Genomic DNA, 24,341 nt, shown 5'->3' with positions numbered 1-24,341 from the left:
GGGCTTATGCCACCGGGCCGGGCGGGGGGGAGAGGGGTCGTGGGGGGGCGGCCAACCTCAGTGGTTCGCAGCCCGCCCTCTTGTGCGTCGAGTGTGTGGCGTCAGCGCATCTTGCCGCCGCGCGGCATCCGCATGCCCTTCGGCATGGGGCCCTTCGGCAGCGGCATGTTGCTCATCAGGTCGCCCATCGCCCGCAGCCGGTCGTTGGCCGCCGTCACCTGCGGGCCGGTCAGGACCCGCGGCATCTTCAGCATCTTGGCGCGGACCTTCTTCAGCGGCACCTGGCCCTCGTCGTTGCCGACGATGATGTCGTGCACGGGTACGTCCACGAGGATGCGGGCCATCTTCTTCTTCTCGGCCGCCAGCAGGAGCTTGACCCGGTTCGGGTTGCCCTCGCCCACCAGCACGATGCCCGCCTTGCCGACGGCCCGGTGGACGACGTCCTGGCTGCGGTTCATCGCTACCGCCGGAGTCGTGGTCCAGCCGCGGCCCACGCGGTCCAGCACAGCCGCCGCAGCGCCCGGCTGTCCCTCCATCTGCCCGAAGGCCGCTCGCTCGGCACGCCGCCCGAAGACGATCGCCATCGCGAGGAGGGCCAGCACGAAGCCCAGGATGCCCAGGTAGATCGGGTGATCGATCAAGAAGCCGATGGCGAGGAGGACACCGAAGGTGACGATTCCCACACCCGCGACGACAAGACCGATCTTGGGGTCGGTCCGCCGGGTCATCTTGTAGGTCAGGGCGATCTGCTTGAGCCGCCCCGCGTTCTCGGCGCTGTCCGCGCCGTCAGTGTTTGCCTTCCTCGCCATGTACTGAAGTTTACGTGGCCTAGGAGCGGTGGTCGGCCACGGCCTCCAGTACGTACTCGGTCTCGACCCGGTCCTTGGCGCGGCGGCGGTCCTCGAGGACGGCCGTCCAGGCGTTGCGGCGGGCGGTGCGCTGGCCGCTGCTCAGCAGCAGCGACTCGACGGCGCGGAGAGTATCGGTGACGGACGGAATGGCGGTGGCGCGTACCGGCACGGCCTGCATTGTGGAAGTCCCCTCGGAACGGATGCGCGGAGTGAGTGGGTTACAGGAGTTGCTTGCGCGGGCTGGAGACGGTGAGCAGTGGCGGCAGCAGCCGTGAGAACCACTGCGCTGCGTGTATCCAGAGTCACTGCTCGGTGTTACCAGCGCATGACCTTTCGGTCAAACACCAATGAAACCTTGATATGAGCGCCGCGCACGCCGACGCGGCCCATACGCGTCCCCGACCTGCGGGGAGCGTATGGGCCGCGTCGATTCAGCCAGTACCGCTCAGTAGCTTCTTGTGCCCGGATTCACACAGCCCGGGTTCAGGCAGTGGGTGCGGCCGTGGCAACGCCGCGCCGCTCGATCGCCTGCTGGAAGAGCCGTCCGGCCCGGTACGAGGAACGGACCAGCGGCCCGGACATCACACCGGAGTAGCCGATCTCGTCGGCCTCCTCCTTCAGCTCCACGAACTCGTGCGGCTTCACCCAGCGCTCGACCGGGTGGTGGCGCACGGAGGGCCGCAGGTACTGCGTGATCGTGATGAGCTCGCAACCGGCGTCGTAGAGGTCCTGGAGAGCCTCGCTCACTTCCTCGCGGGTCTCGCCCATGCCGAGGATGAGGTTCGACTTGGTCACCAGCCCGGCCTCGCGGGCCCGCGTGATGACCTCCAGGGAACGCTCGTAACGGAAACCGGGGCGGATCCGCTTGAAGATCCGCGGCACCGTCTCGACGTTGTGCGCGAGCACCTCGGGGCGCGAGGAGAAGACCTCGGCCAGCTGCTCGGGCTCCGCGTTGAAGTCGGGGATCAGCAGCTCGACCTTGGTGGCACCGGCCTCGCGCTCCGCCGTCAGTGCGTGGATCTGGCGCACGGTCTCCGCGTACAGCCAGGCTCCGCCGTCCTCCAGGTCGTCGCGGGCGACGCCGGTGATCGTGGCGTAGTTCAGGTCCATCGTGACGACCGACTCGCCCACGCGGCGGGGCTCGTCCCGGTCCAGCGCCTGCGGCTTGCCCGTGTCGATCTGACAGAAGTCACAGCGCCGGGTGCACTGGTCACCACCGATGAGGAACGTGGCCTCCCGGTCCTCCCAGCACTCGAAGATGTTCGGGCAGCCGGCCTCCTGGCACACCGTGTGCAGACCCTCGCTCTTCACGAGCTTCTGCAGCTGGTTGTACTCGGGGCCCATCTTCGCCCGGGTTTTGATCCACTCGGGCTTGCGCTCGATGGGGGTCTGGCTGTTCCGGACCTCCAGGCGCAACATCTTGCGCCCGTCGGGTGCGACAGCGGACACGTCCGGCTCCCTACGACTTCGATTCTTCGGCGAACACCAGGGTACGCCCGCTATTTGTGCGGTTGGGGTGTGGCCCTTGCCCCTGGGCAACCAGGGGGTGGTCCGGGCCATTCCCGGGGCTCCGGGTCAGGCCGAGGCCCGGTCGATCTCCCGCGGGGCGAGCTCCGCGTTCTCCAGGACGTCCGTCAGGTGCTTCTCGACCACCGGGAGCACCTCGGCGACCGTGACGTCGCGGCCCAGCTCGTACGCGAGCGAGGTGACGCCCGCGTCGCGGATGCCGCACGGCACGATCCGGTCGAACCAGGTGTTGTCCGGGTTCACGTTCAGCGCGAAGCCGTGCATGGTCACACCCTTGGCGACCCGGATGCCGATCGCCGCCAGCTTGCGGTCCTCGCGCCGCTGACCGGCGTTGGACGGGGCGTACTCGGGGCCGTTCAGCCGCGGGTCGAACTCCTCGTCGTGCAGCCGCGGGTCGAAGTCGAGGGAGAGGCCGCCGAGCGACGGACGCTCCTCGACCGGGTCGCCCAGCACCCAGACTCCGCTGCGGCCCTCGACCCGGCTGGTCTCCAGACCGAACTCGGCAGCCGTACGGATCAGCGCGTCCTCAAGCCTCCGGACATGCGCCACGACGTCCACCGGGCGCGGCAGCTTCTGGATCGGGTAGCCGACGAGCTGCCCGGGGCCGTGCCAGGTGATCTTTCCGCCGCGGTCCACGTCGACGACCGGAGTGCCGTCCAGGGGGCGCTCACTGTCGGTCGTACGGCGTCCCGCCGTGTAGACGGGCGGGTGTTCCAGCAGCAGACAGGTGTCGGGAACCGTGTCCTCGAACCGGGCCGCGTGCACCTCGCGCTGCTTCTGCCAGGCCTCCTGGTAGTCGACAGCTTCCTCGCCGAATCCCAGCCGGACGAACCGAAGCTCACTCACGGAGATGCCTTCCTACTTGCGGTACCGGGAGCCGGGGGGTGCCCCGGAACCACGTCACCATGCACTGATTCGCGCCCCGGGCCACTGTACGGCCGCCCCGGGAGCGGTGGCCCGGCAGGTTGTTCCCGTCAGTGCCACCCCCAATCCTCACACGATCGGATGAATGTGAAGCGAAGGAGACTGCGGCCGCCGTAGGGCCCGCTAAATTCGCGCCGTTCCATAAGGGCCGCCCGCCCGGCCCCGAAGGCAGGAGACCGTACAGCTGATGTCGGAACGACCTCCGCAGCGCACCCCCAACCGCCAGCTCGCCTCGCTCATCACCGAAGCCGGATTCTCGAACGCCGGTCTCGCCCGCCGGGTGGACCAGCTCGGCCTCGAACACGGCCTGGATCTGCGCTACGACAAGACCTCCGTGACTCGCTGGCTGCGCGGCCAGCAACCGCGCGGGACCACCCCCGCACTGATCGCCGAGGTCTTCACCCGGCGGCTCGGGCGCCGGCTCTCCGCGCAGGATCTGGGCCTCGACGCGTGTGCGCCCGTCTACGCCGGTCTGGAGTTCGCCGCCACTCCGGCCGAGGCGGTGGACATCGTCAGCGGCCTGTGGCGGAAGGACTCGGGCAGCCATGCGGAGCTGCGCAAGATCGCCTTCACCCCGGCCGGGCTCGTGGTGCCCAGCCGGGACTGGCTGATCGGACGGGCCGACGAGTGGGTGGGGCGGGGGAGCGAGACGGCTGCCCCCGGCGGGGGCGGCCGGACCCAGGTGGCGCCGGTGCTCGGTGCGCAGCGCGGGCCGGCGGGGGCCAACGGGTCCCGTGGTTCGCACGCCACGGCCCACGCGGGGGCGCATGGATCGCACGGGGCGAGCGGGCCCGGGGGCCGGTACGGCGCCGCCAGGCCCTCCGGGCCGGCCGCGTCGTCCTCCGCCCCCGCCGGGACTCCGGTGCATCTCGCGCCGCCGGCAACCGGTGCCCCCGGCGTCCCCAGGCAGCGGCAGTCCGACCGCGGATCCGGCCAGAAGGTCAGCAGCGGCGATGTCGCCGCCCTGCGTTCCGTCGGCGAGCTCTTCCGCACCCTCGACAACGCCTACGGCGGTGGCCACGCCCGCCAGGCCCTCGTCCGCTACCTGGAGCACGAGGCCGAGCCGATGCTCCGTGGGACGTACGGGGAGGCCACCGGACGGCGGCTCTTCTCGGCCGCCGCCGATCTGACCCGGCTGGCGGGCTGGACCTCGTACGACATCGCGGCGCACGGTCTCGCCCAGCGCTACTTCGTCCAGGCGCTGCGGCTCGCGCAGGCGGCGGGGGACCGGGCGTACGGCAGTTACGTGTTGATCACCATGAGCCGGCAGGCGGTCTATCTCGGGCACGGCAGGGAAGCCGTCCAGCTGGCGCGCGTCGCGCAGCAGGGCATCGGCTCGTCGGCGCCGCCCGTCGTGCTGGCCCTGCTGCACGCCGTCGAGGCGCGCGGGCACGGCGTGCTCGGCGAGGCCAGGATCTGCGCGGCCTCGCTGGCGCGGGCGGAACGCGCGCTGGAGAGCGCCCGGCCCGGGGACGACGTACCGTACTGGGCGCGCTACTTCGACGAGGCGCAGCTCGCCGACGAGTTCGGGCACTGCCACCGCGATCTGCAGCAGTACCGGGCCGCCGCCCAGCATGCGGAGCGTTCGCTGCAGCTGCGCGCCCCGGGGTACGCCCGGAGCAGGCTGTTCTGCCGGGTGGTGCTGGCGTCCGCCCGGCTCGGGCTCGGTGAGCTCGACCAGGCGTGTCTGCTCGGCGCGGAGGCGGCCCAGCAGGCGGCGGAGATGCGGTCGGTTCGGGCGACGGAGTACGTACGGGACTTCGAGCGCCGCCTCGAGCCGTACCGGGACGCGGCTGCGGTACGCGGATACCGGGACCGGGTCGCGGCCCTCGGGTGATCCCTCCCGCGGGACCGCGGATGACGCTTCGACGTGGCTCCTGCGCGCGACGGAACGGGTGATGGCCCGGACCGGGAGCGATCGGTCCGGGCCATCACCCGTTTCGGCGGGGCTCTCTCAGTGCCCGCGCACCTCGACCTCCGCCAGCGACAGCGGGTTGGTGCCGGAGGTCAGTTGCACGCGGACGTACCTGCCGGAGGTGCCCGCCGGGAGCTGCACGTTGGACGGCCGTCCGGCCTGGCCGGTGACATGGACCGCCGTCACACCGGGTGCGGTCCGTGCCTCATCGAGTCCGTCGGCCGTGATCGGGGTGTCCGAGGTCATGACCCAGAAGTCCTTCAGCCGGTCGGAGCAGCAGTCGGTGCGGTTCCAGATGTCGACTGCGGACAGTGACTTCGAGGCGCCCAGGTCGACCTGCCACCACGCCTGCGACGAGGGCTCCGCGGTGTGGGTCACCGAGCCCGACCCGAAGGAACCGTCGGTGTTCCCGTCGACGGCGCGGGAGGCAGGGGCGTCCCACGCGGTGCTCTTCTGGGTGGCCGGCTTGTTCCGCGCGAGGTTCTCCGGGGCCACCGTGACCTTGACCGCCGTGGTGGTCGTGAGAGGGCCGTGGCGCAGGGTGATGTTCAGTGTGTACCTACCGGGGGCCGCGGAAGCGGGCGGCGTCACGGTGAACGGGACCTTCGCGTCGGCGCCCGGCGACAGCGGGTTCACGCGGGTGGCCGCCGGGGTGACGGTCCAGCCCTCGGGTCCGGACAGCCCGATCCCGGTCCCGGGTGCGTGCGTGCGGGCGGTGTTGGTGAGGGTCAGGGTGCCGTCGGCGGCGCGTCCGGGGTTGAGCTCCTTCGGCAGTTCGGTCCTCGTGCGGACGAGGGTGTTCACGCCCGGGGTGGTGACCTTGAAGACGTACGCGCTCGTGCTCCTGGTGGCCGACGCCCCCTGCTTCGGCGTCTCGACGATCACGCGGCCTGCGGAGTCCTTGTGCCAGGGCAGTGCGCTGCCGTCCGAACCGAGCAGAGTGATACGGGAGTCGGCGGTGACGGGCGTGTCGGCGCCGAGGGTGAGTTCGGTGCCGGGCCACTCCAGCGCGGTCGCGTACAGCGTGCCGTTTTTCACCGTGTAGCGGACCTTGTCGTCCCCGGTCGGTTCCTCGGCGTGGTGCCAGTAGGTCGTCCCGTAGATCGCCTCACCGTTGATCTTCAGCCAGGCTCCGATGTCGAGCAGCCGCTGCTGCTGGATCTCGGGGATGGTGCCGTCGGCGCGCGGGCCGATGTCGAGCAGCAGATTGCCGTTCTTGCTGACGATGTCGGTGAGCGAGTCGATCAGCTGGTCCGAGGTGAGGTGGTCCTCCTCGGGCTCGTTCTGGTTGTAGCCGTAGGAGTGCGCGATGCCCCGGCTCGCCTCCCACTTGTTCGGGTCGATGTCCGGCTTGACCGTGTACTCGGGTGTCTGGAAGTCGAGTTCCTTGCTGTCCAGCGCACCGGTCTCGATCTTGCAGCGGTTGGCGACCGCGACTTCCTTCGGGTGCGCCCGGTTCTTCGCGCGGTTGTAGTAGTCGGCGATGACGGGCGCGGTCTTCCAGTACGACGCGGGTTTGTCCCACTGCCCGTCGCACCAGATGATGTCGGGATCGTACTGATCGACCAGCTCGTTCATCTGCGGGACCATGTAGTCGCCGACGTAGTCCTGGACCGACGGGGCGCCGGTGTACGGGACTTCGGCGCCGGTGTACGGGTTGCGGACCGGTTTGCCGGTGTACGACGGGTTGTACCACTCGTACAGCGAGTAGTAGAAGCCCGCCTTCAGCTGCCCGCCCTCGGTGTCCTTGCGCGCCGCCTTGAACAGGTCGCCCGCCAGGTCGCGCTTCGGGCCGAGGTCCACGGTGTCGCGGCCGCTGACCTTGCTGTCGAACAGTGCGACGCCTTCATGGTGCTTGGAGGTCAGCACGAAGTATTTGGCACCGGCATCCTTGAACAGCTTCACCCAGGCGTCCGGGTCGTACTTCTCGGCCTTCCACTGGCCGATGAAGTCGTCGTAGTTCGCGGCCGTGCCGTAGGTGTCCTTCTGGTGGGTGTTGGTGGCGCTGCCCTTGCTGTTCATGTAGTTCCAGTACCACTCGGCGTAGCTGCCGCGCGGGCCCCAGGCGGGCACCGAATAGGCGCCCCAGTGGATGAAGATGCCGAACTTGTCGTCGTTGAACCACGTCGGCGTGGGGTGGCTGTTGAGGGACTCCACCGTCGGCTCGTAGTCCTTCGACGGGGGTTCGGGCGCGGCGGAGGCCGGGGTGGTCAGGAAGCCGGCGAGGGCCGCCAGAGCCGTCGCTCCGACGAGTCTGGTACGGGTACGGGTACGGGCATGGGTGTGGGTGCGGGTCACTGCGGGTTCCCTTCGGGTCAGCGGTCGTAGTGCGCGTAGTCGGCCCGGACCTGCTCGGGGCTCAACGCCTCGTCCCAGGTCGTGACTTCGTCGAGATCTCCGCGCAGCCCGGCCTTCTCGGTGCCGATCGAGCGCAGCGGGAGCGGAATGGACGCGTCGACCGTGCCGACGCGCTCGCCGTTCGCATACAGGGTGGTGCGGCCCGGCTCGGTGACCCAGGTCAGCTGGACCCACTGGTTCAGCGGCAGGGTGTAGTCGAAGCTGTGGTCGGCCGCTCCGTAGCGGGTGAAGCCGACCTTGCCGGTGCCCCACTGCTGGAGTTTGAGCGCGCCGGCCTTCGAACTGAGCAGCACCTGGTCACTGGTCCTGCCCGTCGTCCTGACCCAGCCGGAGACGGTCCACGGCTCGGTCAGGTCGAGGCCGCCGAATCCCACCCCGTCGCGGTCGCTGTCGAAGCGCCAGGCCTGGCCGCGCACTCCGTCCGGGACCGGAGTGGGGTTGTTGATGATGTACGAGGTGCCCGGCAGGTTCCCCGCGGTGTCCTCGGCGAAGATCGTGTTGCCGGGGCTGCCGGCCCACGTCCAGCCGCTCGGGTAGGAGGCCTGGTCGAAGGTCCAGTGGTGGCTCGGCCGGCCGTCGTCGACCCGGGGTGCCACCGGGTCGGGCCGCAGGCCGGGCGGGTCACCGAGCCGGGCGACCAGTGTCCGGAAGTCCTGCACGGTGTCCGGGGTGGCGGAGGCGTTCCAGGAGCGGTCCGCGATGATCGCGCGCGCGGTGGCCATCTGCTGCTCGAAGTAGCCGTCTTCGGCCCAGAAGTTGTAGTCCGCCCAGTTCATCAGACCGGATCCGAGGAGATCCGGTGCGGTACTGGGCACCCAGGAGTCGTACATCCACGTCTCGTCGGGGTACGAGTGGTGATAGTTGTTCGGCGTCTCGTAGAACGGGCCGATGGCGATCTCGTCGTGGCCGGGGATGACGGGCTCGGTGCCGGTCCCCTCCCAGGTCAGGAACACCACCGGCGCGTGTACCTGCTGCTGGGGTGCGGCGAGGTGCTCGGAGCCGTTGTAGATCGCGGTGCGCTTGCCGTGCTCGGCGACGACGTCGTCGAGGGTGTTGATGTAGCCGTTCAGCAGGTCACCGAGGGTGCTGGTGTCCGGATCGGCGGCGAGATGGTTCTTGACGCGTGGGCAGTTGGCGAGCTGGCCGGGCAACTCGTCGGCGCCGATGCTGAACAGTGGGGCGTCGAACCAGCCGGCGAACTCGTCGACGATCCGGCGGGTCGTCGCGACCGCCTTCTCGCTGGTGAGGTCGACCATCCAGTTCGGCGTGAGGTGCGAGTGGGTGTGTGCCTGGGTGCACGGTTCGGGGCCGTCACCGAAGCCGATTTTGAAGGCGTCGGTGATCACGGTCGCATGTCCGGGCACGTCGATACCGGGCATCACCTGCACGTGATAGCGGGCGGCGACACGCTTGAGCCGCTCGATGTCGGCGCGGTCGTAGCTGTGTGCGGGGTCCGCGAGTCCGGGGAACTCCGGGCTGAAGAGACGGAAGCCCTCGGAGTCGGAGAACTGCAGGAAGAGGGTGTTGAGCTTCTGGTCGGCCATCCGGCGGACCAGCTTCTCCAGGTACTGCGGCTGCCAGTACTTGCGGCCCGCGTCGAGCATGGTCATCCGGACCGGCTGGGCGGGACGGTCGGTGGAGACGGCCTTCGGCACGGTGAGGTGATCGGGGGCGGTGCGCAGCAGCTGCAGGAGCGTGCGCGTCCCGTAGAACAGGCCGTGGGTGGAGGCGGCTTCGATGCGGACGGCGTCCGTGCTCTCGAACCGGTAGCCCTCCGCGCCCAGTGCCCCGTGCTCGGTGAGCGTCAGCACGATGTCGCCGGCCCGAGGGTGCCGGATGTCGCTGCTGACGGCCGGGGTGACCCCGCTGACCTGGGCCACCTCGGTACGCAGCTGCTTGGCCAGGTCCTGCACGGACTGCCGTGCGGGGCCCGGGAGTTCGGCCTGCCCGGAAGGGAGTGCGGTCGTGGAGCGGGACCGGGGGTCCACCAGGATGCGGGTCCCCGCCGACAGCTGTGTGCGGCCGCCCTGTTCGGTCCACCGGGTCGGTCTGGGAACAACGGGCGGCCCCGGTGCGGCCGTTGTGGTGCCTGCGCTCGATGCGGGTTCGTCCGGAGGCTCGTTCGCCACCGCGACGGGAGTGATAGATCCGATGACTAGAGCTATAAGGAGCGGCAGGACGGGCATGGCTCGGCGCACTACGGTCTCCTGAAGTCCGGTTTCGCCAGGACCGTAGCGGTAGACGTGGCACACGACAAGGGTGTTTGCGGGAGTGGTGTAAACCATTCTCGAAAACGGGAGGTGGGGTGAGAGATCCGATCTGTAAGGGGAGTTGGAGGTTGGGGTCGGCTGGACCGGGGCAGGATGTGCGCGGGCGGACTCAGGCCGCTTCGCGCAGTTCGGACTCCAGGTGGCCGGGCCGGATGCCCAGATCGCCGAGGATGGCGTGCGCCGCGCGGCGGCCCGAGAACAGGGCGCCCTGCACCGAGCTCGTGTCCCGGTGGTCGCCGCACACGTACAGCCCGTCGAGCAGTCTGACCGGGCGGCGCAGGTCGTGCGGGGGCGGCATGGCGGGGACCGCCTCCGGGTCGTGGTGGGCGGCCAGCAGTTCCCAGTCGTCCGTCGGGGTGCCGTACAGCGCGGCGAGATGGGTGCGGACCGAGCGGTCGAGATCGGGTGGCGGGGTGCCGAGCACCGTCGACGTGATCAGGGTCCGGCCGGGCGGGACGCGCGAGGGGTCGACCTCGCTCATCACGCAGGTGTGGGCCACCGGGCCCGAGCGGTCGGCGTCCAGCAGCAGCGAGGCACCGGTCGGCGGGGGAGCGGGGGCGGTGTGGTGCAGGACCGTCACCGGATGGAAGGGCGGCACACGCAGACCGGGCAGCAGCTCGGCGGCGGCGCTCGCGCCGGTGGCCAGCAGCAGGGAACGGCAGCCCAGTTCGCCATGTTCCTTCGTGCGTACGGAGGTGATGTCGGCGGCGGTGACATGGACGCCGGTCCGCACGGTGCCGGGCGGCAGGGCCGCCGCCAGCAGCTCGGGCAGCGTGGCCGAGCCGCCGGACGGTACGCACAGCCGGCCGCGCGCGTAGCTGCGCAGGGCGAGGTCGGCGCACCGGCTCGATGTGGTGAGCCCGGGGTCACTGAGCAGTGCGGCGAGCAGCGGGCGCAGGAAGCCGTTGACCGTACGGGAGGGCAGGCCGCGGGTGGACAGGGCGGCGAGCGCGGTCCGCTCCGGCCGGGCCAGGATGCGGGTGGCGGGGGTGGTCGCGAGCCGGGCGAGGGCCGCGCCGAGCCTGGCCTGGTCGATCGGCCCGCCCATCGGTGGGCGGGGGGCGCTCGCCAGGGCGCGCGCCGCCTTGAATGCGCCCCGTGCGCTCCGTACCTGGCGCGCAACCCCGGTCCGGTACTGGCGGCCCTCGCTGTGGACGAGGACCCCCGGAGCGAAGTTCCGCAGGAGCCCTTCGAGGCCGGGCGCTGCGCGCAGTTCCGGATACGAGGTGCTGAGGAGCGGGCCGATGTGGTCGAGCCGGAACCCGTCCACCTCCTCGGTGGTCATCCGGCCGCCGACGCGTGGGCCGGCCTCCAGGACGCTGACGCTGACCCCTGCACTGGTCAATTGATGGGCTGCTGACAGGCCGGCGATCCCGGCTCCGATGATGACGACGTCCGCGTGGTGTGCCGTGCTGAGCACGTGCCCCTCCCCGAGTCGGCGCGACTGCTGGGAGGCTCTTGCCCCCAACAGGCCCCCGGAATGCCCGAGTTCGCCACGAGGCTAGGAGGGGCCCGGTGCGGGCACAGTCGCGCGCGGCCCGGGGCACCGTTGCACGGGGTCGCACATTCGTGTGATTCGACCGCGTGTGGTCAGTGCAGCGCCGCGCGAATGGCGCCGTCGATGCCGGGGAAGGCGAAGGTGAACCCCGAGTCCAGCAGCCGTGCGGGCAGTACCCGTTGGCTGCCCAGCACGTCCTCCGCGAAGTCCCCGAGGGCGATCCGGAGCGCGGGTGCCGGGACGGAGAACAGCGTCGGACGGTGCAGCACACGCCCCATCGCGGCTGTCACCTCGGCGTTGGTCACGGGGCCGGGGCCGGTCAGGTTCACCGGTCCGGACAGCGACTCCGTGTCGAGGAGGTGCCGCAGGGCCGCGATGTGGTCGTGCAGCGCGATGAAGCTCCAGTACTGGCGCCCGCTGCCGAGCCGCCCGCCGAGTCCCGCCCGGAACAGCGGGAACAACCGCCCCCAGGCCCCGCCCTCCCGGGCGACGACCAGGCCCGTGCGCGCGTGGACCGTCCGGATGCCTGCCGCCTCCGCCGGAGCCGCGGCAGCCTCCCAGTCCACGCAGACGGACGGCAGGAAGCCCGTGCCGTGCGGTGCGCTCTCGTCGACCGCGCGGTCCCCGGTGTCGCCGTAGTAGCCGATGGCCGACCCGCAGAGCAGCACCTTCGGCGGTACGCCGAGGGAGGCCACCGTCTCGGCGATCGCCGCCGTGCCCAGCACCCGGCTGTCCCGGATCTCCCGCTTGTACTCCTCCGTCCAGCGGTGGTCGCCGACCCCGGCACCGGCGAGATGGACGACGGCGTCACAGCCGACCAGGCCCGCCCCGTCGACGTACCCCCGCTTCGGGTCCCACTCGACCTCGTCCCCGGCGCGCGCCGGGTGCCGGACGAGGCGCACGACCTCGTGTCCGTCGGCCCGCAGCGAGCGCACCAGCGCGGTTCCGATGAGTCCGGTCGATCCGGTGACGGCGATACGGGAGTGCACCATGACCCCATCCTGCCGCAGCGGCGTACGGGGCGCCTCGCCCCCCTCACTCGTCACGCCCGAATCACTCGAACAGCAGTTGTAGGGCGACGTCCCGGTAGTGGCGCACATGCCGCAGGGCGCAGACCGCCGCCGCCTCGCTGTCCGCCGCGGTGATGGCGGCGGAGAGCAGCCGGTGCTCCTCCCAGAGCGGTCCCGGGTCGTCGATCTGCTGGAACAGCCAGCGCAGCCGTCCCTCCAGCGACTCCAGGGTGGTGGCCAGCAGCTCATTGCCGGACAGCTCCACGATGTGGTGGTGGAAGGCCGTGTTGGCGCGCGAGATGCGTTCCGGCCTGCCGGACAGAGTGGCCCGACGGGCTGTTTCCAACAGGGCTGCCAGTTCCTGCAGTTGGCTGTCGGTGGCTCGTTCGGCGGCGCGTCGGACGGCGAGCACCTCCAGCGCCTCGCGCATGTCGAAGAGGTTCTCCACGTCCTGCCGGGAGAGCTGCTTGACGACGATGCGGCGCGGCGACAGCGCCTCCAGGAAGCCCTCTCCGAGCAGGATGCGGATCGCCTCGCGCACCGGGACCCGGGAGACCCCGAACTCCTCGGCGACATCCCGCTCGACCAGCCGGTCGCCCGGCTTGAGCCGCCCGGTGATGATGCGGTCGCGCAGCCCCTCGCAGACCTGGTCGCGCAGCCACACCGTGCCGGTCAGTGAACTGGCCGTCTCGGTACCTGTGTTGGTCCGGCTCACATGTCCTCCGTGTATCGATTCGCTCACGGTATACCAAACCCTTGACGACCTCGAGAAGCATCTGCATTCTTTGGTATACCAAAACGCGGAACGGCTCGGCCGGAGCCGCTGCTCACCCTGTCCGATCAGTGATTCGAGGGTTTGCCATGACCAGTACGTCCCGCACCTCAGCGACCGCGGGCAGGGCCGGCGCATCCGGCGCCCGCCCGGCGGGCGACGGTGCCCGCCCGACCCGGGTGCGCTGGAAGATGTTCGTCCTGCTGCTCGGCGTCGTCGCGCTCAACTACATCGACCGGGGCTCCGTCTCCGTCGCTCTGCCGCTGATCACCAAGGACCTCGGTCTCTCCAAGGAGACGACCGGCTTCCTGCTCAGCGCGTTCTTCTGGACGTACGCGCTGATGCAGATCCCCAGCGGGTGGCTCGCCGACCGGTTCGGCGCCCGCCGCATGGTCTCCGGCGCCTGCGTCGGCTGGGGAGTCGCCCAGGGGCTGACCGCGGCCGCCGGCGGCGCGGGCTCACTGCTCGGCTTCCGGATGCTGCTCGGCGCCGTCGAAGCCCCCGTCATGCCGGCCGGCGGCAAGCTGAACGCCCAGTGGCTGCCCGCCAAGGAGCGCGGCCGGGGCGCGGTTCTCCTGGACGGCGGCGCCCCGCTCGGCGCGGCGCTCGGTGGCATCGTGATCTCCATGCTGATCGGCTGGACCGGGAGCTGGCGGATCAGTTTCCTCGTCGCGGGCGTCCTCACCGTCGCCGTCGGCCTGTACGCCGGCTGGTACATCCGTAACACGCCCGCCGAGCACCCCGGCGTCAACGCCGCCGAGGCCGCCTACATCGAGCGGGCACACGCCGAGGAGGACGCCGCGGGCCCCGCCGATGTGCGCACCGGCCTGCTGCCGTACCTCAAATACCGCTCGTTCTGGGCCATGTGTCTGGGCTGGATGGGCTTCAACGGCGTCTTCTACGGACTGCTGACCTGGGGCCCGCTCTATCTGTCCGAGTCCAAGGGCTTCGACATCGCGACCATCGGCTGGTCGACCCTGGCCATCTTCGGTGCGGGCTTCGTCGGCGAACTGATCGGCGGCTGGACCTCCGACCGCTGGAAGGCCACGGGCGCCGGCGCCAACACGGTGATGCGCACGATGATGGGCGTCGCCGGGATCGCCGTCGTCTCCGGACTGCTCGGGGTGGTGCTGGTGCCCGACGCCATGACGGCGGTCGTGCTCCTCTCCGTCGTCCTCTTCTTCCTCCGCTGGGCCGGTCTGTACTGGTCGCTGCCGTCCGTGCTGGCCGGACGGGCCAACGCCGGAGTCGTCGGCGGAGCCATGAACCTCTCCGGCAACATCGCCGGGATGATCACGCCGATCGCGGTCGGCTTCATCGTCGGCGCCACCGGCTCGTACACCTGGGCGCTGCTCTACTTCGTCGGCGCGGGTGTGCTGTTCACCGTGTCGTCCCTGGTCATCGACTACAGCAGGAGGCTCGCCGTCCGATGACGACCACCACCGGCAGTTCCCGCCGCATCCGCATCGGGATGCTCACCCCGTCCTCCAACACCTGTCTCGAGCCCGTCACGTACGGGCTGCTCCACGGCACGGACGTGGCCACCGCCCATGTCGCCCGCGTGCCGGTCACCCGGATCGCCCTGGACGAGGGGTCCGACGCCCAGTTCGACCCGGCGCCGATGATCGCCGCCGCCCGGCAGCTGGCCGACGCGCAGGTCGACGTCCTCGCATGGAACGGCACCTCGGGCTCCTGGCTGGGCCCGGACCGGGACCGCGCGCTGTGCGCCCGGATCACCGAGGAGACGGGCATTCCAGCCACCACCTCCACTCTCGCGCTGTTCGACGCCTGTGCCGCGTACGGCGTGACCAGGCTCGGGCTCGCCCTTCCGTACACCCGGGACGTCGCCGACCGCATCGTGCGCCGGTACGCGGACGAGGGCCTGGACTGCACGCTCGCCGAACCCTTCGGTATCAGCGACAACGAAGCCTTCGCCCGTATCCCGGCCGCGGACGTGGCCCGGCAGGTCGAGGCGGCGGCGCCCGGTATGCACGCCGTCGCCGTCGTCTGCACCAATGTGTACGGGGCGGACGCCGCCCGGCAGCTCGAACCGGCCCTGGGAATACCGGTGTTCGACAGCGTCACCGCGACCCTGTGGCAGGCTCTGCGCCTGGCCTCCCCGGACACCGGCGTCCCCGCCCTGCCCGGCCACGGCGACCTGCTCCGCTCGGGCGCCCTGCGGGCACGCTTCCAGACCGTCCTGCGAACCCTGCTGGAGACGACCGGCGCCGATCGCACCACCCTCCGTCTGGACCTGCCCGCACACGGACTCGGCGTCGATCTGACCGCCGCCGAGGCGCTGCGCGAAGGCGTACGGTCCATCCGCCGCGACGCCTCCCTCGACCAGCGCCGGCTGAACACCGTCGAGTGGCTGGAGCGGCAGCGGATCCCCCTGGTCCAGCCGCACTTCGAGGCGATCCCGCATCCGCCCCAGGCGCTCGTGGACGTGTACGGCGTGCACGCCCAGATGCTCTCGCCCCTCGTCCGCGACGACCGGATGACCGGCTGGATCTCCGTGCACAGCCGGGACGAACGCGACTGGACCGAGCGGGACACCGCCGCGCTCCGTGCCGCGACGGACGACGTACAACACCTCCTCGACACCGACCGGAAGGCATCCGCCGCATGACCAAGGACATCAAGATCGCGCTCGGCGTGGACGTGGACGCCGTGGCCGGCTGGCTCGGCTCCTACGGCGGCGAGGACTCGCCCAACGACATCCAGCGGGGCGTCTTCGCCGGCGAGATCGGCACCCCGCGACTGCTCAAGCTCTTCGAGCGGTACGGGATCCGGACCAGCTGGTTCATCCCCGGGCACTCCATCGAGACATTCCCCGAGCAGACCCGCATGGTCGTCGAGGCGGGGCACGAGATCGGCGCGCACGGCTACTCGCACGAGAACCCCATCGCGATGAGCCCGCAGCAGGAGGAGGACGTACTCGCCCGCTGCGTCGAACTGATCGAGGAGTACACCGGCCGCAGGCCACGCGGCTATGTGGCGCCCTGGTGGGAGATGTCCGCGTACACCGCCGAACTCCTCCACACCTACGGCTTCAGCTACGACCACAGCCAGAACTACCGCGACTTCACGCCCTTCTACGCCCGGGTCGGCGACAGTTGGACGAAGATCGACTTCGGTAAGGAGGCCAAGGAGTGGATGAAACCCCTCGTCCACGGTCACGAGGTCGACCTCGTCGAGTTCTGCGGCAACTGGTACGTGGACGACCTGCCGCCCATGATGTTCAACAAGCACGCGCACAACAGCCAGGGGTACGTGAGCCCGCGCCAGCTGGAGCAGGACTGGCGCGACCAGTTCGACTGGGTCCACCGTGAGCTCGACTACGCGGTCCTGCCCATCACCCTGCACCCGGACGTCAGTGGCCGCCCGCAGGTGCTCCTCATGCTGGAACGCTTCATCGAGTACGTCTCCGGGCACGAGGGCGTCAGCTTCTGCACCCTGGAGGACGCGGCCGACGACTTCCGCCGCCGCTTCCCGTTCGGCTCCGCCGAGCGCCCGGCAGATATGCGATGACGTGACCGGGCGGGTCGTGGCACAGTGGCGTCCATGTCCGTGCTCCGCACCCGCCCCGTGCGCCCCGCCGTTCTCTCCGACGACGCCGCTCTCGGGGAGCTCGACCGGGCCACGTGGTCGACCCTCCACTCCGTACAGCCGCGGCCGCACCCGCCGTACGAACCGTTCTTCGGCGACCGCAGCCGGCCCGAGCACCTGCTCGTGGCCGAGGCGGAGGACCCGGCGGGCGATATGCGCATCGCCGGCTACATCCGGGTCGTCGCGCCGACCCCGCTCGCCTGCCACACGCATGTGCGCCAGATACAGGGCCTCGCCGTGGCCGACTGGGCACGCGGCAGCGGTGTCGCCCGAGGGCTGCTGCGGGCCGCGTCGGCGCTGGCCCGCAACGAAGGGGCGAACCGGATGACGCTGCGGGTGCTCGGACACAACGCGCCCGCCCGGGCGCTGTACGCATCGGAGGGGTTCGTCGTCGAGGGGGTGCTGCCCGGTGAGTTCTTCCTGGGCGGGCGCTACGTCGACGACGTGATGATGGGCCGCTCGCTCGCCCTGTGACGGCTTATGGCCTCGTGCACGAGAGAGAGTGCACCAGGTCGTTACGGCCGCACCCACGACAGGGAGTGGGCTCCCGATGCCCCGTCGTGGGGAGGCCGTTACCGCCTCACCCCTTGAACAGTCGCATGCCGCCCGTGAGTTCATGCAGGCAGCGCACCGCGAGAACGGCGGGGGAGCCGGCCCCCGTCGTCGGCGCGTCCGTGACCGCCCAGGCCTCCAGCGCCACCCGCACCGCGTCCGTGGCGGCCGCGGCGGCCAACCGGACCTCCAGCGGATCCGCGTCCTCACCGGCCAGCCGTGCCAGCACCGGCAGCAGCCGCTCCTCCGAATCCTGATTGACCCGGTACCAGACGGCGCGCAGCGCCGGATCGTCCTGTGCCGCCCGCAGCAGACCGCGTGTCCAGCCGAGCTGCTCCGTGGCGTGCTCGTCGTGCGGGCTGAGCGCGTCCGTGACCGCACCCTCCAGCGCCTCGGCCGGCGGGACACCCGGACCGGTCGCGTCGAGCAGGGCGCGCCAGCGCTCGGCGCCGCCGGAGAGCAGCGGTCCCACCGCGTCCTGCTTGGAGCGGAAGTAGCGGTAGAAGGTGCGCAGCGCGACGCCCGCCCGCTGGGCGATGTCCTCCGCCGTGGTGCCGTCCGGCCCGCGCTCCGCGAAGAGCGCGGCGGCCGCGCGCGCGATGTCCAGCTGGGTCGCGGCCTTGCGGCGCTCGGTGAGGGACGGCTGCTGGTGGCTCATTCCCGCAGATTACCCGGGTCGGGGTTCCTTCGTACGGAAGAAAAGTGCACAGAATGCCGTTCTGGCAAAACGTGCCACCCAGGCGTACGGTGGATGCGAATCAAGAGAGTCGTCGGGGGACTCGGAACCAGGAGTGAACACATGAACCGCTACGAAGGCCGCCGCGTACTCATCACCGGCGGTGGCTCCGGCATCGGACAGGCCACCGTCCACCGCGTACTCGCCGAGGGCGGCCTGGTCGTCGCCGCCGATGTCAACGAGGCCGGGCTGAAGGCCACGTACGACACCGCTGTGGCGCGCGGCGTCGCGGAGAGGCTCACCACCGCCGTCCTCGACATCTCGGACGAGGCCGCGGTCCGGGCCGGTGTCGCTGACGCCGTGGCCGCGCTCGGCGGCCTCGACGTCCTGGTCAACGCGGCGGGCATCCTGCGCTCGGAGCACACGCACAGGACGTCGCTGGAGCTCTTCAACAAGATCCTCGCGGTCAACCTCACCGGCACGTTCCTGATGATCCGTGAGGCGATACCGGCGCTGCTGGCGGGCGACAAGCCGGTCGTCGTGAACTTCTCGTCGACCTCGGCGAGCTTCGCGCACCCCTATATGTCGGCGTACGCGGCGAGCAAGGGCGGCATCCAGTCGATGACGCACGCGCTGGCGAGCGAGTACAGCAAGCAGGGTCTGCGCGTCGTCGCCGTCGCACCCGGATCGATCTCCTCCGACATGACCAGCGGCAACGGCCCGGGGCTGCCGGCCGACGCGGACATGTCGCTCTTCATGAAGCTGTCCCCGGCGCTGGGCGAGGGCTTCGCCAGCCCCGACACGGTGGCGGGCGTCGTCGCGATGCTGGGCTCCGAGGACGGTGCGTTCATCACGGGCACGGAGATCCGCGTCGACGGCGGCACCCACTTCTGAACCCGGGTGCCCACGGCGGGGGCGGGGCGGCTCAGCCGGAGCCGAACCGCTCCCAGAGCAGGGGGTAGCGTCCGGCCAGCGCCGCGGCGTCCTCGAAGCGGACAGGGGCGCCCTCCGGCTCGGCGGACTGCGGCGGAAGGCCGAGGTCCGGCGTGACGACGCCGGTGAGCTGTTCGTACGCCTCGTCGGCCGCATAGCCGAGATCCTCGGCGTCCCCGTCGATCTCCTCGTCGAAGTCGTCGAGGAGTTCGGCGAGGCTGTCCGGATCGTGCACCGCCCCCTCGAAGACCTCCCGCCCCTGGCCGATCAGCCAGCACCGGAAGAAGTCGAAGGCGTCGTCGCTCGCGCCGCCGAGTAGCACGGCGGCGGCGCCCCACAGGTCCCAGCGGTACGCGCGGTTGTAGCGGGCCTCGAAGTGCCGCGCGAAGTCCAGCACGGATTCCGGATCGAGCTGCACCAGCCGGTCGACGAGCAGATCGGCATGGTCCTCGGGGTCGCCCTCGGCGGCCTCGCGGGTGCTGTCGATGATCTCCCAGAACTCCGTCTCGTCCATCACGGGTCAAGCATCGGCCTTGGTGGCGGGCGATGCACGCGGAGACACCGAAAAGAAGCCTTCAACGATAGAGCTCGCTCAGCCGTTCGGCGGCAGCGGCGAAGCGGTTCCGCAACGCGGGCGGTTCGAGAACCTCCAACTCCGGTCCCAGGGACAGCAGCTGCTCGTACGCGACCTCCAGGGACTCCACGGGCAGGGTGACGGTGCGCCATCCGTCGATGCCGGGCGGCCCGGCCGAGTCCAGGGCATTCCGGACCGCCGAACGGTCCATGGTGTGCGGCAGTCGGTCCACCCCCGTCTCCGACACCCGTACCGTCACCTCGGTCCGCAGGATCGAGCGGGCGAACTGCGCGGCCTGCTCGTCCCAGAAGCCCGGCAGATCGAAGTCTTCGTCGCGTACGAACCGTTCGCCCGACACGGCCACGGCGGTGAAGCGGTCGATCCGGTACACCCGGAAATCCGTCCCGGCACGGGCGCACAGGTACCAGACCCCGGCCTTGAGAACGAGTCCGTACGGCGCCAGCTCCCGCTCGACCTCACCGCCCGCACCGCCGCGCCGGTAGCGGGCGCTGACCATCCGGTCGTCCCAGACGGCCTCCGCGACGGCGGGCAGCAACTCGGGCGTGACGGGCTCCTGATACCAGCCGGGTGCATCCAGATGGAAGCGCCGGGCGGCGGTGTCGGAGGCGTCCCGCAGCGAGGGCAGCAGTGCGGCGGTCACCTTGAGCCGGGCCGCGGACGCGGCGTCCTGGAGCCCCATCTCGCGCAGCGCGGACGGCAGCCCGGAGAGGAAGAGCGCCTCGGCCTCGCTACGGGCCAGCCCGGTGAGCCCGGTCCGGTACCCGCCGACGAGCCGGTACCCGCCGGCCCGGCCCCGGTCCGCGTACACGGGAACCCCCGCCTCTGAGAGCGCCTGGGCGTCGCGGGTGACGGTCCGTTCGGACACCTCCAGCTCCCGGGCGAGCTCGGCGGCGGTCATGGCGGACCGGGACTGAAGGAGCAGCACCATCTTGATGAGCCGGGCAGCACGCATGGGGACAAGTCTGCCCTGCCCTCCATCGCCGGGCAGACGCGCAGAAATGCCCTCCGTCTCCGTACGGGCTCGAAGATCGAGCCCGCCCGGAGACGGAGGGCGGCACGGCGGCCGGGCGTACCCGGCCGCCTCACCTCACAGCCCGTACTTCTCCCGGGCCTCCTTGACCGCGGACGCGGTCACCTCGCCGCGCCGCGCCAGCTGGGCCAGTGCCGCGACCGTGATCGACTGCGCGTCGACCCCGAAGTGGCGGCGGGCCGCGTCACGCGTGTCGGACAGACCGAAGCCGTCCGTGCCGAGCGAGGACCAGTCCTGCTCCACCCACTGGCTGATCTGGTCCGGCACCTGCCGCATCCAGTCGCTGACCGCGAGGACCGGGCCCGGTGCGCCTTCCAGCACCTGGGTCACGTACGGCACCCGCTGCTCGCCGCGGAGCAGCGCCTCGTCGCACTCCAGCGCCTCACGGCGCAGCTCACCCCAGGACGTGGCGGACCAGACGTCGGCCGTGACACCCCAGTCCGCGGCGAGCAGTTCCTGGGCCTCCAGGGCCCAGTGGATCGCCGTGCCGGAGGCCAGCAGCTGCAGGCGCGGCGCGTCCGCCGTGGCGGGCGTGCCCTCCTTGAAGCGGTAGAGGCCCTTGACGATGCCCTCCTCGACGCCTTCCGGCATCGCGGGCTGCGGCTTGGGCTCGTTGTAGACCGTCAGGTAGTAGAAGACGTTCTCGGCCTCGGGGCCGTACATCCTCCGCAGACCGTCCTTGACGATGACCGCGATCTCGTACGCGAACGCCGGGTCGTAGTTGAGCGACGCCGGGTTCGTGGCCGCGATCAGGTGCGAGTGGCCGTCCGCGTGCTGGAGGCCCTCACCCGTCAGCGTCGTACGGCCTGCCGTGGCGCCGACGATGAAGCCCTTGCCGAGCTGGTCGGCGAGCTGCCACATCTGGTCGCCGGTCCGCTGCCAGCCGAACATCGAGTAGAAGATGTAGAAGGGGATCATCGTCTCGCCGTGCGTCGCGTACGACGTCGACGCGGCGATGAAGTCCGCCATGGCACCGGCCTCGGTGATCCCCTCGTTGAGGATCTGGCCGTCCTTGGCCTCCTTGTAGTACATCAGCTGGTCGCGGTCGACCGGCTCGTACGTCTGGCCCAGCGGGGAGTAGATCCCGGCCGACGGGAACAGCGACTCCATGCCGAAGGTGCGGGCCTCGTCGGGGACGATCGGCACCCAGCGCCTGCCGGTCTGCTTGTCCCGCATCAGGTCCTTGACCAGGCGCACGAAGGCCATCGTGGTGGCCATCTCCTGCTTGCCGGAGCCCTTCTTCAGCGCGGCGAACGCCCGCTCCTCGGGCTCCGGCAGTGCCACCGCGTGGACCCGGCGGGCCGGGGCGGGGCCGCCGAGGGCGGCGCGGCGCTCCTGGAGGTAGCGGACCTCGGGGGAGTCGGCGCCCGGGTGGCCGTAGGGCACCAGGCCGTCGGCGAACGCGCTGTCCGGGATCGGGAGTCCGAGCAGCTCGCGCATGTCCTTGAACTCGTCCACCGAGAGCTTCTTCATCTGGTGGTTGGCGTTCTTGGACTCGAAGCCCTTGCCGAGCGTGTAGCCCTTCACCGTCTGGGCGAGGATCACGGTCGGCGCGCCCTTGTGCTCGACGGCCGCCCTGTACGCCGCGTACACCTTGCGGGCCTCGTGGCCGCCGCGGGAGGTGTAGAAGCACTCGGCGATCTTCGCGTCCGTGAGCAGTTTCGCCAGCTCGGCGAGGGCGGGCTCGGCGCCGAAGAAGTGCTCGCGGATGTAGGCGACGTCGCGGGTGGCGTACGTCTGGAACTGGGCGTCCGGGACCTCCCGGAGCCTGCGGACCAGCGCGCCGGTGGTGTCCAGCTGGAACAGCTCGTCCCAGGCGTTGCCCCAGAGCGTCTTGATGACGTTCCAGCCGGCCCCGCGGAACGCGCCCTCGAGCTCCTGGACCACACGGAAGTTGGCTCGGACCGGACCGTCGAGGCGCTGCAGGTTGCAGTTGATGACGAAGGTCAGGTTGTCGAGCTGCTCACGCGCCGCGAGGGCGAGGGCGGCGGTCGACTCCGGCTCGTCCATCTCGCCGTCGCCCAGGAAGGCCCAGACATGCGAGTTCGACGTGTCCTTGATGTTGCGGTTGGCCAGATAGCGGTTGAAGCGCGCCTGGTAGATGGCCGAGAGCGGGCCGAGGCCCATCGACACGGTGGGGAACTCCCACAGCCAGGGCAGCCGCCGCGGGTGCGGGTAGGATGGCAGACCGTCGCCGCCCGACTCCTGGCGGAAGTTGTCGAGCTGCTGCTCGCTGAGCCGGCCGTCGAGGAAGGCGCGGGCGTAGATGCCGGGGGAGGCGTGGCCCTGGACGTAGAGCTGGTCGCCGGAGCCGTCCCCCTCCTTGCCGCGGAAGAAGTGGTTGAAGCCCGTCTCGTACAGCCAGGCTGCCGAGGCGAAGGTGGCGATGTGGCCGCCGACGCCGAACCGGGAGCCACGGGTGACCATCGCGGCCGCGTTCCAGCGGTTCCAGGCGGTGATCCGGGACTCCATCTCCAGGTCGCCGTCGAACGCGGGCTCGGCGGCGGTCGGGATGGAGTTGACGTAATCGGTCTCCAGCAGCTTGGGCAGCGCGAGACCGGCGCCCTCGGCGTGCTGCAGCGAGCGGCGCATCAGGTACGCGGCGCGGTGCGGGCCCGCGGCCTTGGTGACGGCATCGAGGGAGGCCGCCCATTCGGCGGTCTCCTCCGGGTCACGGTCCGGGAGCTGGTCGAGCTCGCTCGGAAGCTTTCCTACGGGGTCGGTCATGATCGCCGCCTTCCGGAGAGGAGGGGGGTGGAGAAAGGCCCTGACTGGCAGGACAGGGCAATGGGGCCGGTGGGCCCGCGGAGTGAACTGTAAGGCGCTGATCGATGATCGATCAAAGGATGAAGAGCAAAACTTCTCGATATGAAGAAATTGGCATCCGGTGCCCTGTTTCGCGGCACGGAGTGACGCCTGAAATGCGATGAAACCGGGCGCTCGACTGCACGGTTGAGCGCCCGACCGTTCATCTGCTCACCCGCCTCAGGCGCGCGGCGCGCACCCCAGGACGTGCGCCTTCACCAACAGACCGATGTCCGGGTCCTTGCGCAGGAACGCGTCGATGAGCGCCTCGTGCTCCTCCGCGTACGACTTCTGCACCGTCCCCAGCCACCGGATCGAGAGCGCCGTGAACACCTCGATGCCCAGCCCCTCCCAGGTGTGCAGCAGTACGGCGTTTCCGGCGGCCCGCACCAACTCCCGGTGGAACGCCACCGTGTGCCGCACCTGAGCCTCGCCGTCGGCCAGCCGGTCGGCCTCGTAGAGCGCCGCCACATGCGGCGACAGCCGCGAGCAGTCCTCGCCGAGCGTCGGAGCCGCCAGCTCCGCCGCGATCTGCTCCAGACCGGCCCGTACCGGATAGGACTCCTCCAGGTCGGCGGCGGTCAGATTCCGGACCCGTACGCCCTTGTTGGGCGCCGACTCGATCAGCCGGAGGGTCTCCAGCTCCCGCAGCGCCTCGCGCACGGGCGTCTGGCTGACCTCCAGCTCCGTGGCGATCCGGCGCTCCACGATCCGCTCGCCCGGCTTCCAGCGCCCGCTGACGATCCCGTCCACGATGTGCTCGCGGATCTGTTCGCGCAGCGAGTGGACGACGGGCGGGGTCATGAGGGCTCCTTCGGGGAAACCGGTGCTGCCGATCCGACCGGTGCGGGCGAGGCAACCGGTGGTGTCTAGACAATACGGCGGCGGCCCCCGCCCGCAGGGGTTCCGGGGGGGGGGCCCCGGGGGAGGGGGGGTTAAAACCAGGTGGGCAAATGGCGCGCGCCGCCGAGAAAGAAACCGCCACATGATAATATAAACAAAAAAACCAGCCGACC

General features: G+C 70.6%; 20 protein-coding genes. 6 read left to right on the top strand and 14 right to left on the bottom strand.

Annotated features, from left to right (window positions below):
- Nucleotides 1-101: 101 nt before the first annotated feature.
- From ACFU6I_RS40535 to lipB, 4 genes are all read right to left on the bottom strand, one after another.
- Nucleotides 102-809, bottom strand: a complete 708-nt coding sequence (locus ACFU6I_RS40535; RefSeq protein WP_384377053.1) for a DUF4191 domain-containing protein — start codon at nucleotides 807-809, stop codon at nucleotides 102-104.
- A gap of 19 nt (nucleotides 810-828) precedes the next feature.
- Nucleotides 829-1,029 (bottom strand): hypothetical protein, encoded by a 201-nt coding sequence (locus tag ACFU6I_RS40530; protein WP_384377050.1) that lies wholly within the window; start codon nucleotides 1,027-1,029, stop codon nucleotides 829-831.
- A 305-nt stretch (nucleotides 1,030-1,334) separates the two neighbouring features.
- Nucleotides 1,335-2,300, bottom strand: coding sequence for a lipoyl synthase (lipA, locus tag ACFU6I_RS40525; RefSeq protein ID WP_384377047.1), 966 nt, complete (start codon nucleotides 2,298-2,300; stop codon nucleotides 1,335-1,337).
- 126 nt (nucleotides 2,301-2,426) lie between these two features.
- Nucleotides 2,427-3,224 carry a lipoyl(octanoyl) transferase LipB gene (lipB, locus tag ACFU6I_RS40520; protein WP_345512797.1) on the bottom strand — a complete coding sequence of 266 codons (798 nt, stop codon included), beginning with the start codon at nucleotides 3,222-3,224 and terminating at the stop codon, nucleotides 2,427-2,429.
- A 265-nt stretch (nucleotides 3,225-3,489) separates the two neighbouring features.
- Between lipB and ACFU6I_RS40515 the strand changes: the two genes are divergently transcribed.
- Entirely contained in the window at nucleotides 3,490-5,139 is a 1,650-nt protein-coding gene (locus ACFU6I_RS40515; protein ID WP_384377043.1) for a regulator, read from the top strand.
- A 117-nt stretch (nucleotides 5,140-5,256) separates the two neighbouring features.
- Here the strand turns inward: ACFU6I_RS40515 and ACFU6I_RS40510 are convergent, their stop codons facing one another.
- The 5 genes from ACFU6I_RS40510 to ACFU6I_RS40490 all read right to left on the bottom strand — a co-directional run bounded on the left by ACFU6I_RS40510 (nucleotide 5,257) and on the right by ACFU6I_RS40490 (nucleotide 13,068).
- Complete coding sequence (locus tag ACFU6I_RS40510; RefSeq protein ID WP_384377040.1) at nucleotides 5,257-7,515, bottom strand: alpha-L-fucosidase; 2,259 nt, start codon at nucleotides 7,513-7,515, stop codon at nucleotides 5,257-5,259.
- Between the two features lie 17 nt (nucleotides 7,516-7,532).
- A complete protein-coding gene (locus ACFU6I_RS40505) occupies nucleotides 7,533-9,761 on the bottom strand; it encodes a family 20 glycosylhydrolase (RefSeq protein WP_384377056.1) in 2,229 nt (742 codons plus the stop codon).
- Nucleotides 9,762-9,954: 193 nt separating this feature from the next.
- Complete coding sequence (locus tag ACFU6I_RS40500) at nucleotides 9,955-11,265, bottom strand: NAD(P)/FAD-dependent oxidoreductase (protein WP_384377037.1); 1,311 nt, start codon at nucleotides 11,263-11,265, stop codon at nucleotides 9,955-9,957.
- Nucleotides 11,266-11,435: 170 nt separating this feature from the next.
- A complete protein-coding gene (locus tag ACFU6I_RS40495) occupies nucleotides 11,436-12,335 on the bottom strand; it encodes a TIGR01777 family oxidoreductase (protein WP_384377034.1) in 900 nt (299 codons plus the stop codon).
- A gap of 61 nt (nucleotides 12,336-12,396) precedes the next feature.
- A complete protein-coding gene (locus tag ACFU6I_RS40490; protein WP_384033553.1) occupies nucleotides 12,397-13,068 on the bottom strand; it encodes a GntR family transcriptional regulator in 672 nt (223 codons plus the stop codon).
- A 146-nt stretch (nucleotides 13,069-13,214) separates the two neighbouring features.
- Between ACFU6I_RS40490 and ACFU6I_RS40485 the strand changes: the two genes are divergently transcribed.
- From ACFU6I_RS40485 to ACFU6I_RS40470, 4 genes are read left to right on the top strand one after another with little or no spacing between them, the layout of a single operon-like run.
- Complete coding sequence (locus tag ACFU6I_RS40485; protein ID WP_384377031.1) at nucleotides 13,215-14,558, top strand: MFS transporter; 1,344 nt, start codon at nucleotides 13,215-13,217, stop codon at nucleotides 14,556-14,558.
- Nucleotides 14,555-15,754, top strand: a complete 1,200-nt coding sequence (locus ACFU6I_RS40480) for a GAF domain-containing protein (protein ID WP_384377028.1) — start codon at nucleotides 14,555-14,557, stop codon at nucleotides 15,752-15,754. Before ACFU6I_RS40485 ends, ACFU6I_RS40480 begins: the two co-directional genes overlap by 4 nt.
- The gene (locus ACFU6I_RS40475) at nucleotides 15,751-16,656 is read left to right on the top strand and encodes a polysaccharide deacetylase (protein ID WP_266986463.1); all 906 of its coding nucleotides are present in this window, start codon (nucleotides 15,751-15,753) and stop codon (nucleotides 16,654-16,656) included. Before ACFU6I_RS40480 ends, ACFU6I_RS40475 begins: the two co-directional genes overlap by 4 nt.
- Before the next feature lie 33 nt (nucleotides 16,657-16,689).
- On the top strand, nucleotides 16,690-17,208 hold the full coding sequence (locus ACFU6I_RS40470) for a GNAT family N-acetyltransferase (protein ID WP_384377025.1): 519 nt from the start codon (nucleotides 16,690-16,692) through the stop codon (nucleotides 17,206-17,208).
- 106 nt (nucleotides 17,209-17,314) lie between these two features.
- Here ACFU6I_RS40470 and ACFU6I_RS40465 read toward each other — a convergent pair whose 3' ends face one another.
- Entirely contained in the window at nucleotides 17,315-17,944 is a 630-nt protein-coding gene (locus tag ACFU6I_RS40465) for a TetR/AcrR family transcriptional regulator (RefSeq protein WP_384377022.1), read from the bottom strand.
- A gap of 141 nt (nucleotides 17,945-18,085) precedes the next feature.
- Here ACFU6I_RS40465 and ACFU6I_RS40460 point away from each other — a divergent pair, with 141 nt between their 5' ends.
- Nucleotides 18,086-18,856, top strand: coding sequence for an SDR family NAD(P)-dependent oxidoreductase (locus ACFU6I_RS40460; protein WP_384377019.1), 771 nt, complete (start codon nucleotides 18,086-18,088; stop codon nucleotides 18,854-18,856).
- A 31-nt stretch (nucleotides 18,857-18,887) separates the two neighbouring features.
- Here the strand turns inward: ACFU6I_RS40460 and ACFU6I_RS40455 are convergent, their stop codons facing one another.
- The 4 genes from ACFU6I_RS40455 to ACFU6I_RS40440 all read right to left on the bottom strand — a co-directional run bounded on the left by ACFU6I_RS40455 (nucleotide 18,888) and on the right by ACFU6I_RS40440 (nucleotide 24,129).
- On the bottom strand, nucleotides 18,888-19,409 hold the full coding sequence (locus ACFU6I_RS40455; RefSeq protein ID WP_345512998.1) for a DUF4240 domain-containing protein: 522 nt from the start codon (nucleotides 19,407-19,409) through the stop codon (nucleotides 18,888-18,890).
- Between the two features lie 61 nt (nucleotides 19,410-19,470).
- The gene (locus ACFU6I_RS40450; protein WP_384377016.1) at nucleotides 19,471-20,442 is read right to left on the bottom strand and encodes a helix-turn-helix transcriptional regulator; all 972 of its coding nucleotides are present in this window, start codon (nucleotides 20,440-20,442) and stop codon (nucleotides 19,471-19,473) included.
- A 135-nt stretch (nucleotides 20,443-20,577) separates the two neighbouring features.
- Complete coding sequence (gene aceE / locus ACFU6I_RS40445; protein ID WP_384377013.1) at nucleotides 20,578-23,247, bottom strand: pyruvate dehydrogenase (acetyl-transferring), homodimeric type; 2,670 nt, start codon at nucleotides 23,245-23,247, stop codon at nucleotides 20,578-20,580.
- A gap of 258 nt (nucleotides 23,248-23,505) precedes the next feature.
- Nucleotides 23,506-24,129: a GntR family transcriptional regulator gene (locus ACFU6I_RS40440; protein ID WP_384377010.1), complete on the bottom strand. Its 624-nt coding sequence runs from the start codon at nucleotides 24,127-24,129 to the stop codon at nucleotides 23,506-23,508.
- Nucleotides 24,130-24,341: the final 212 nt, after the last annotated feature.

The sequence above is a fragment of the Streptomyces sp. NPDC057486 genome (assembly GCF_042802415.1).
GTDB classification, from domain to species: Bacteria; Actinomycetota; Actinomycetes; order Streptomycetales; family Streptomycetaceae; genus Streptomyces; species Streptomyces yanii.
Note: the sequence above shows the minus strand (reverse complement) of the source record. Positions and strands in the feature narration are given on the sequence as shown.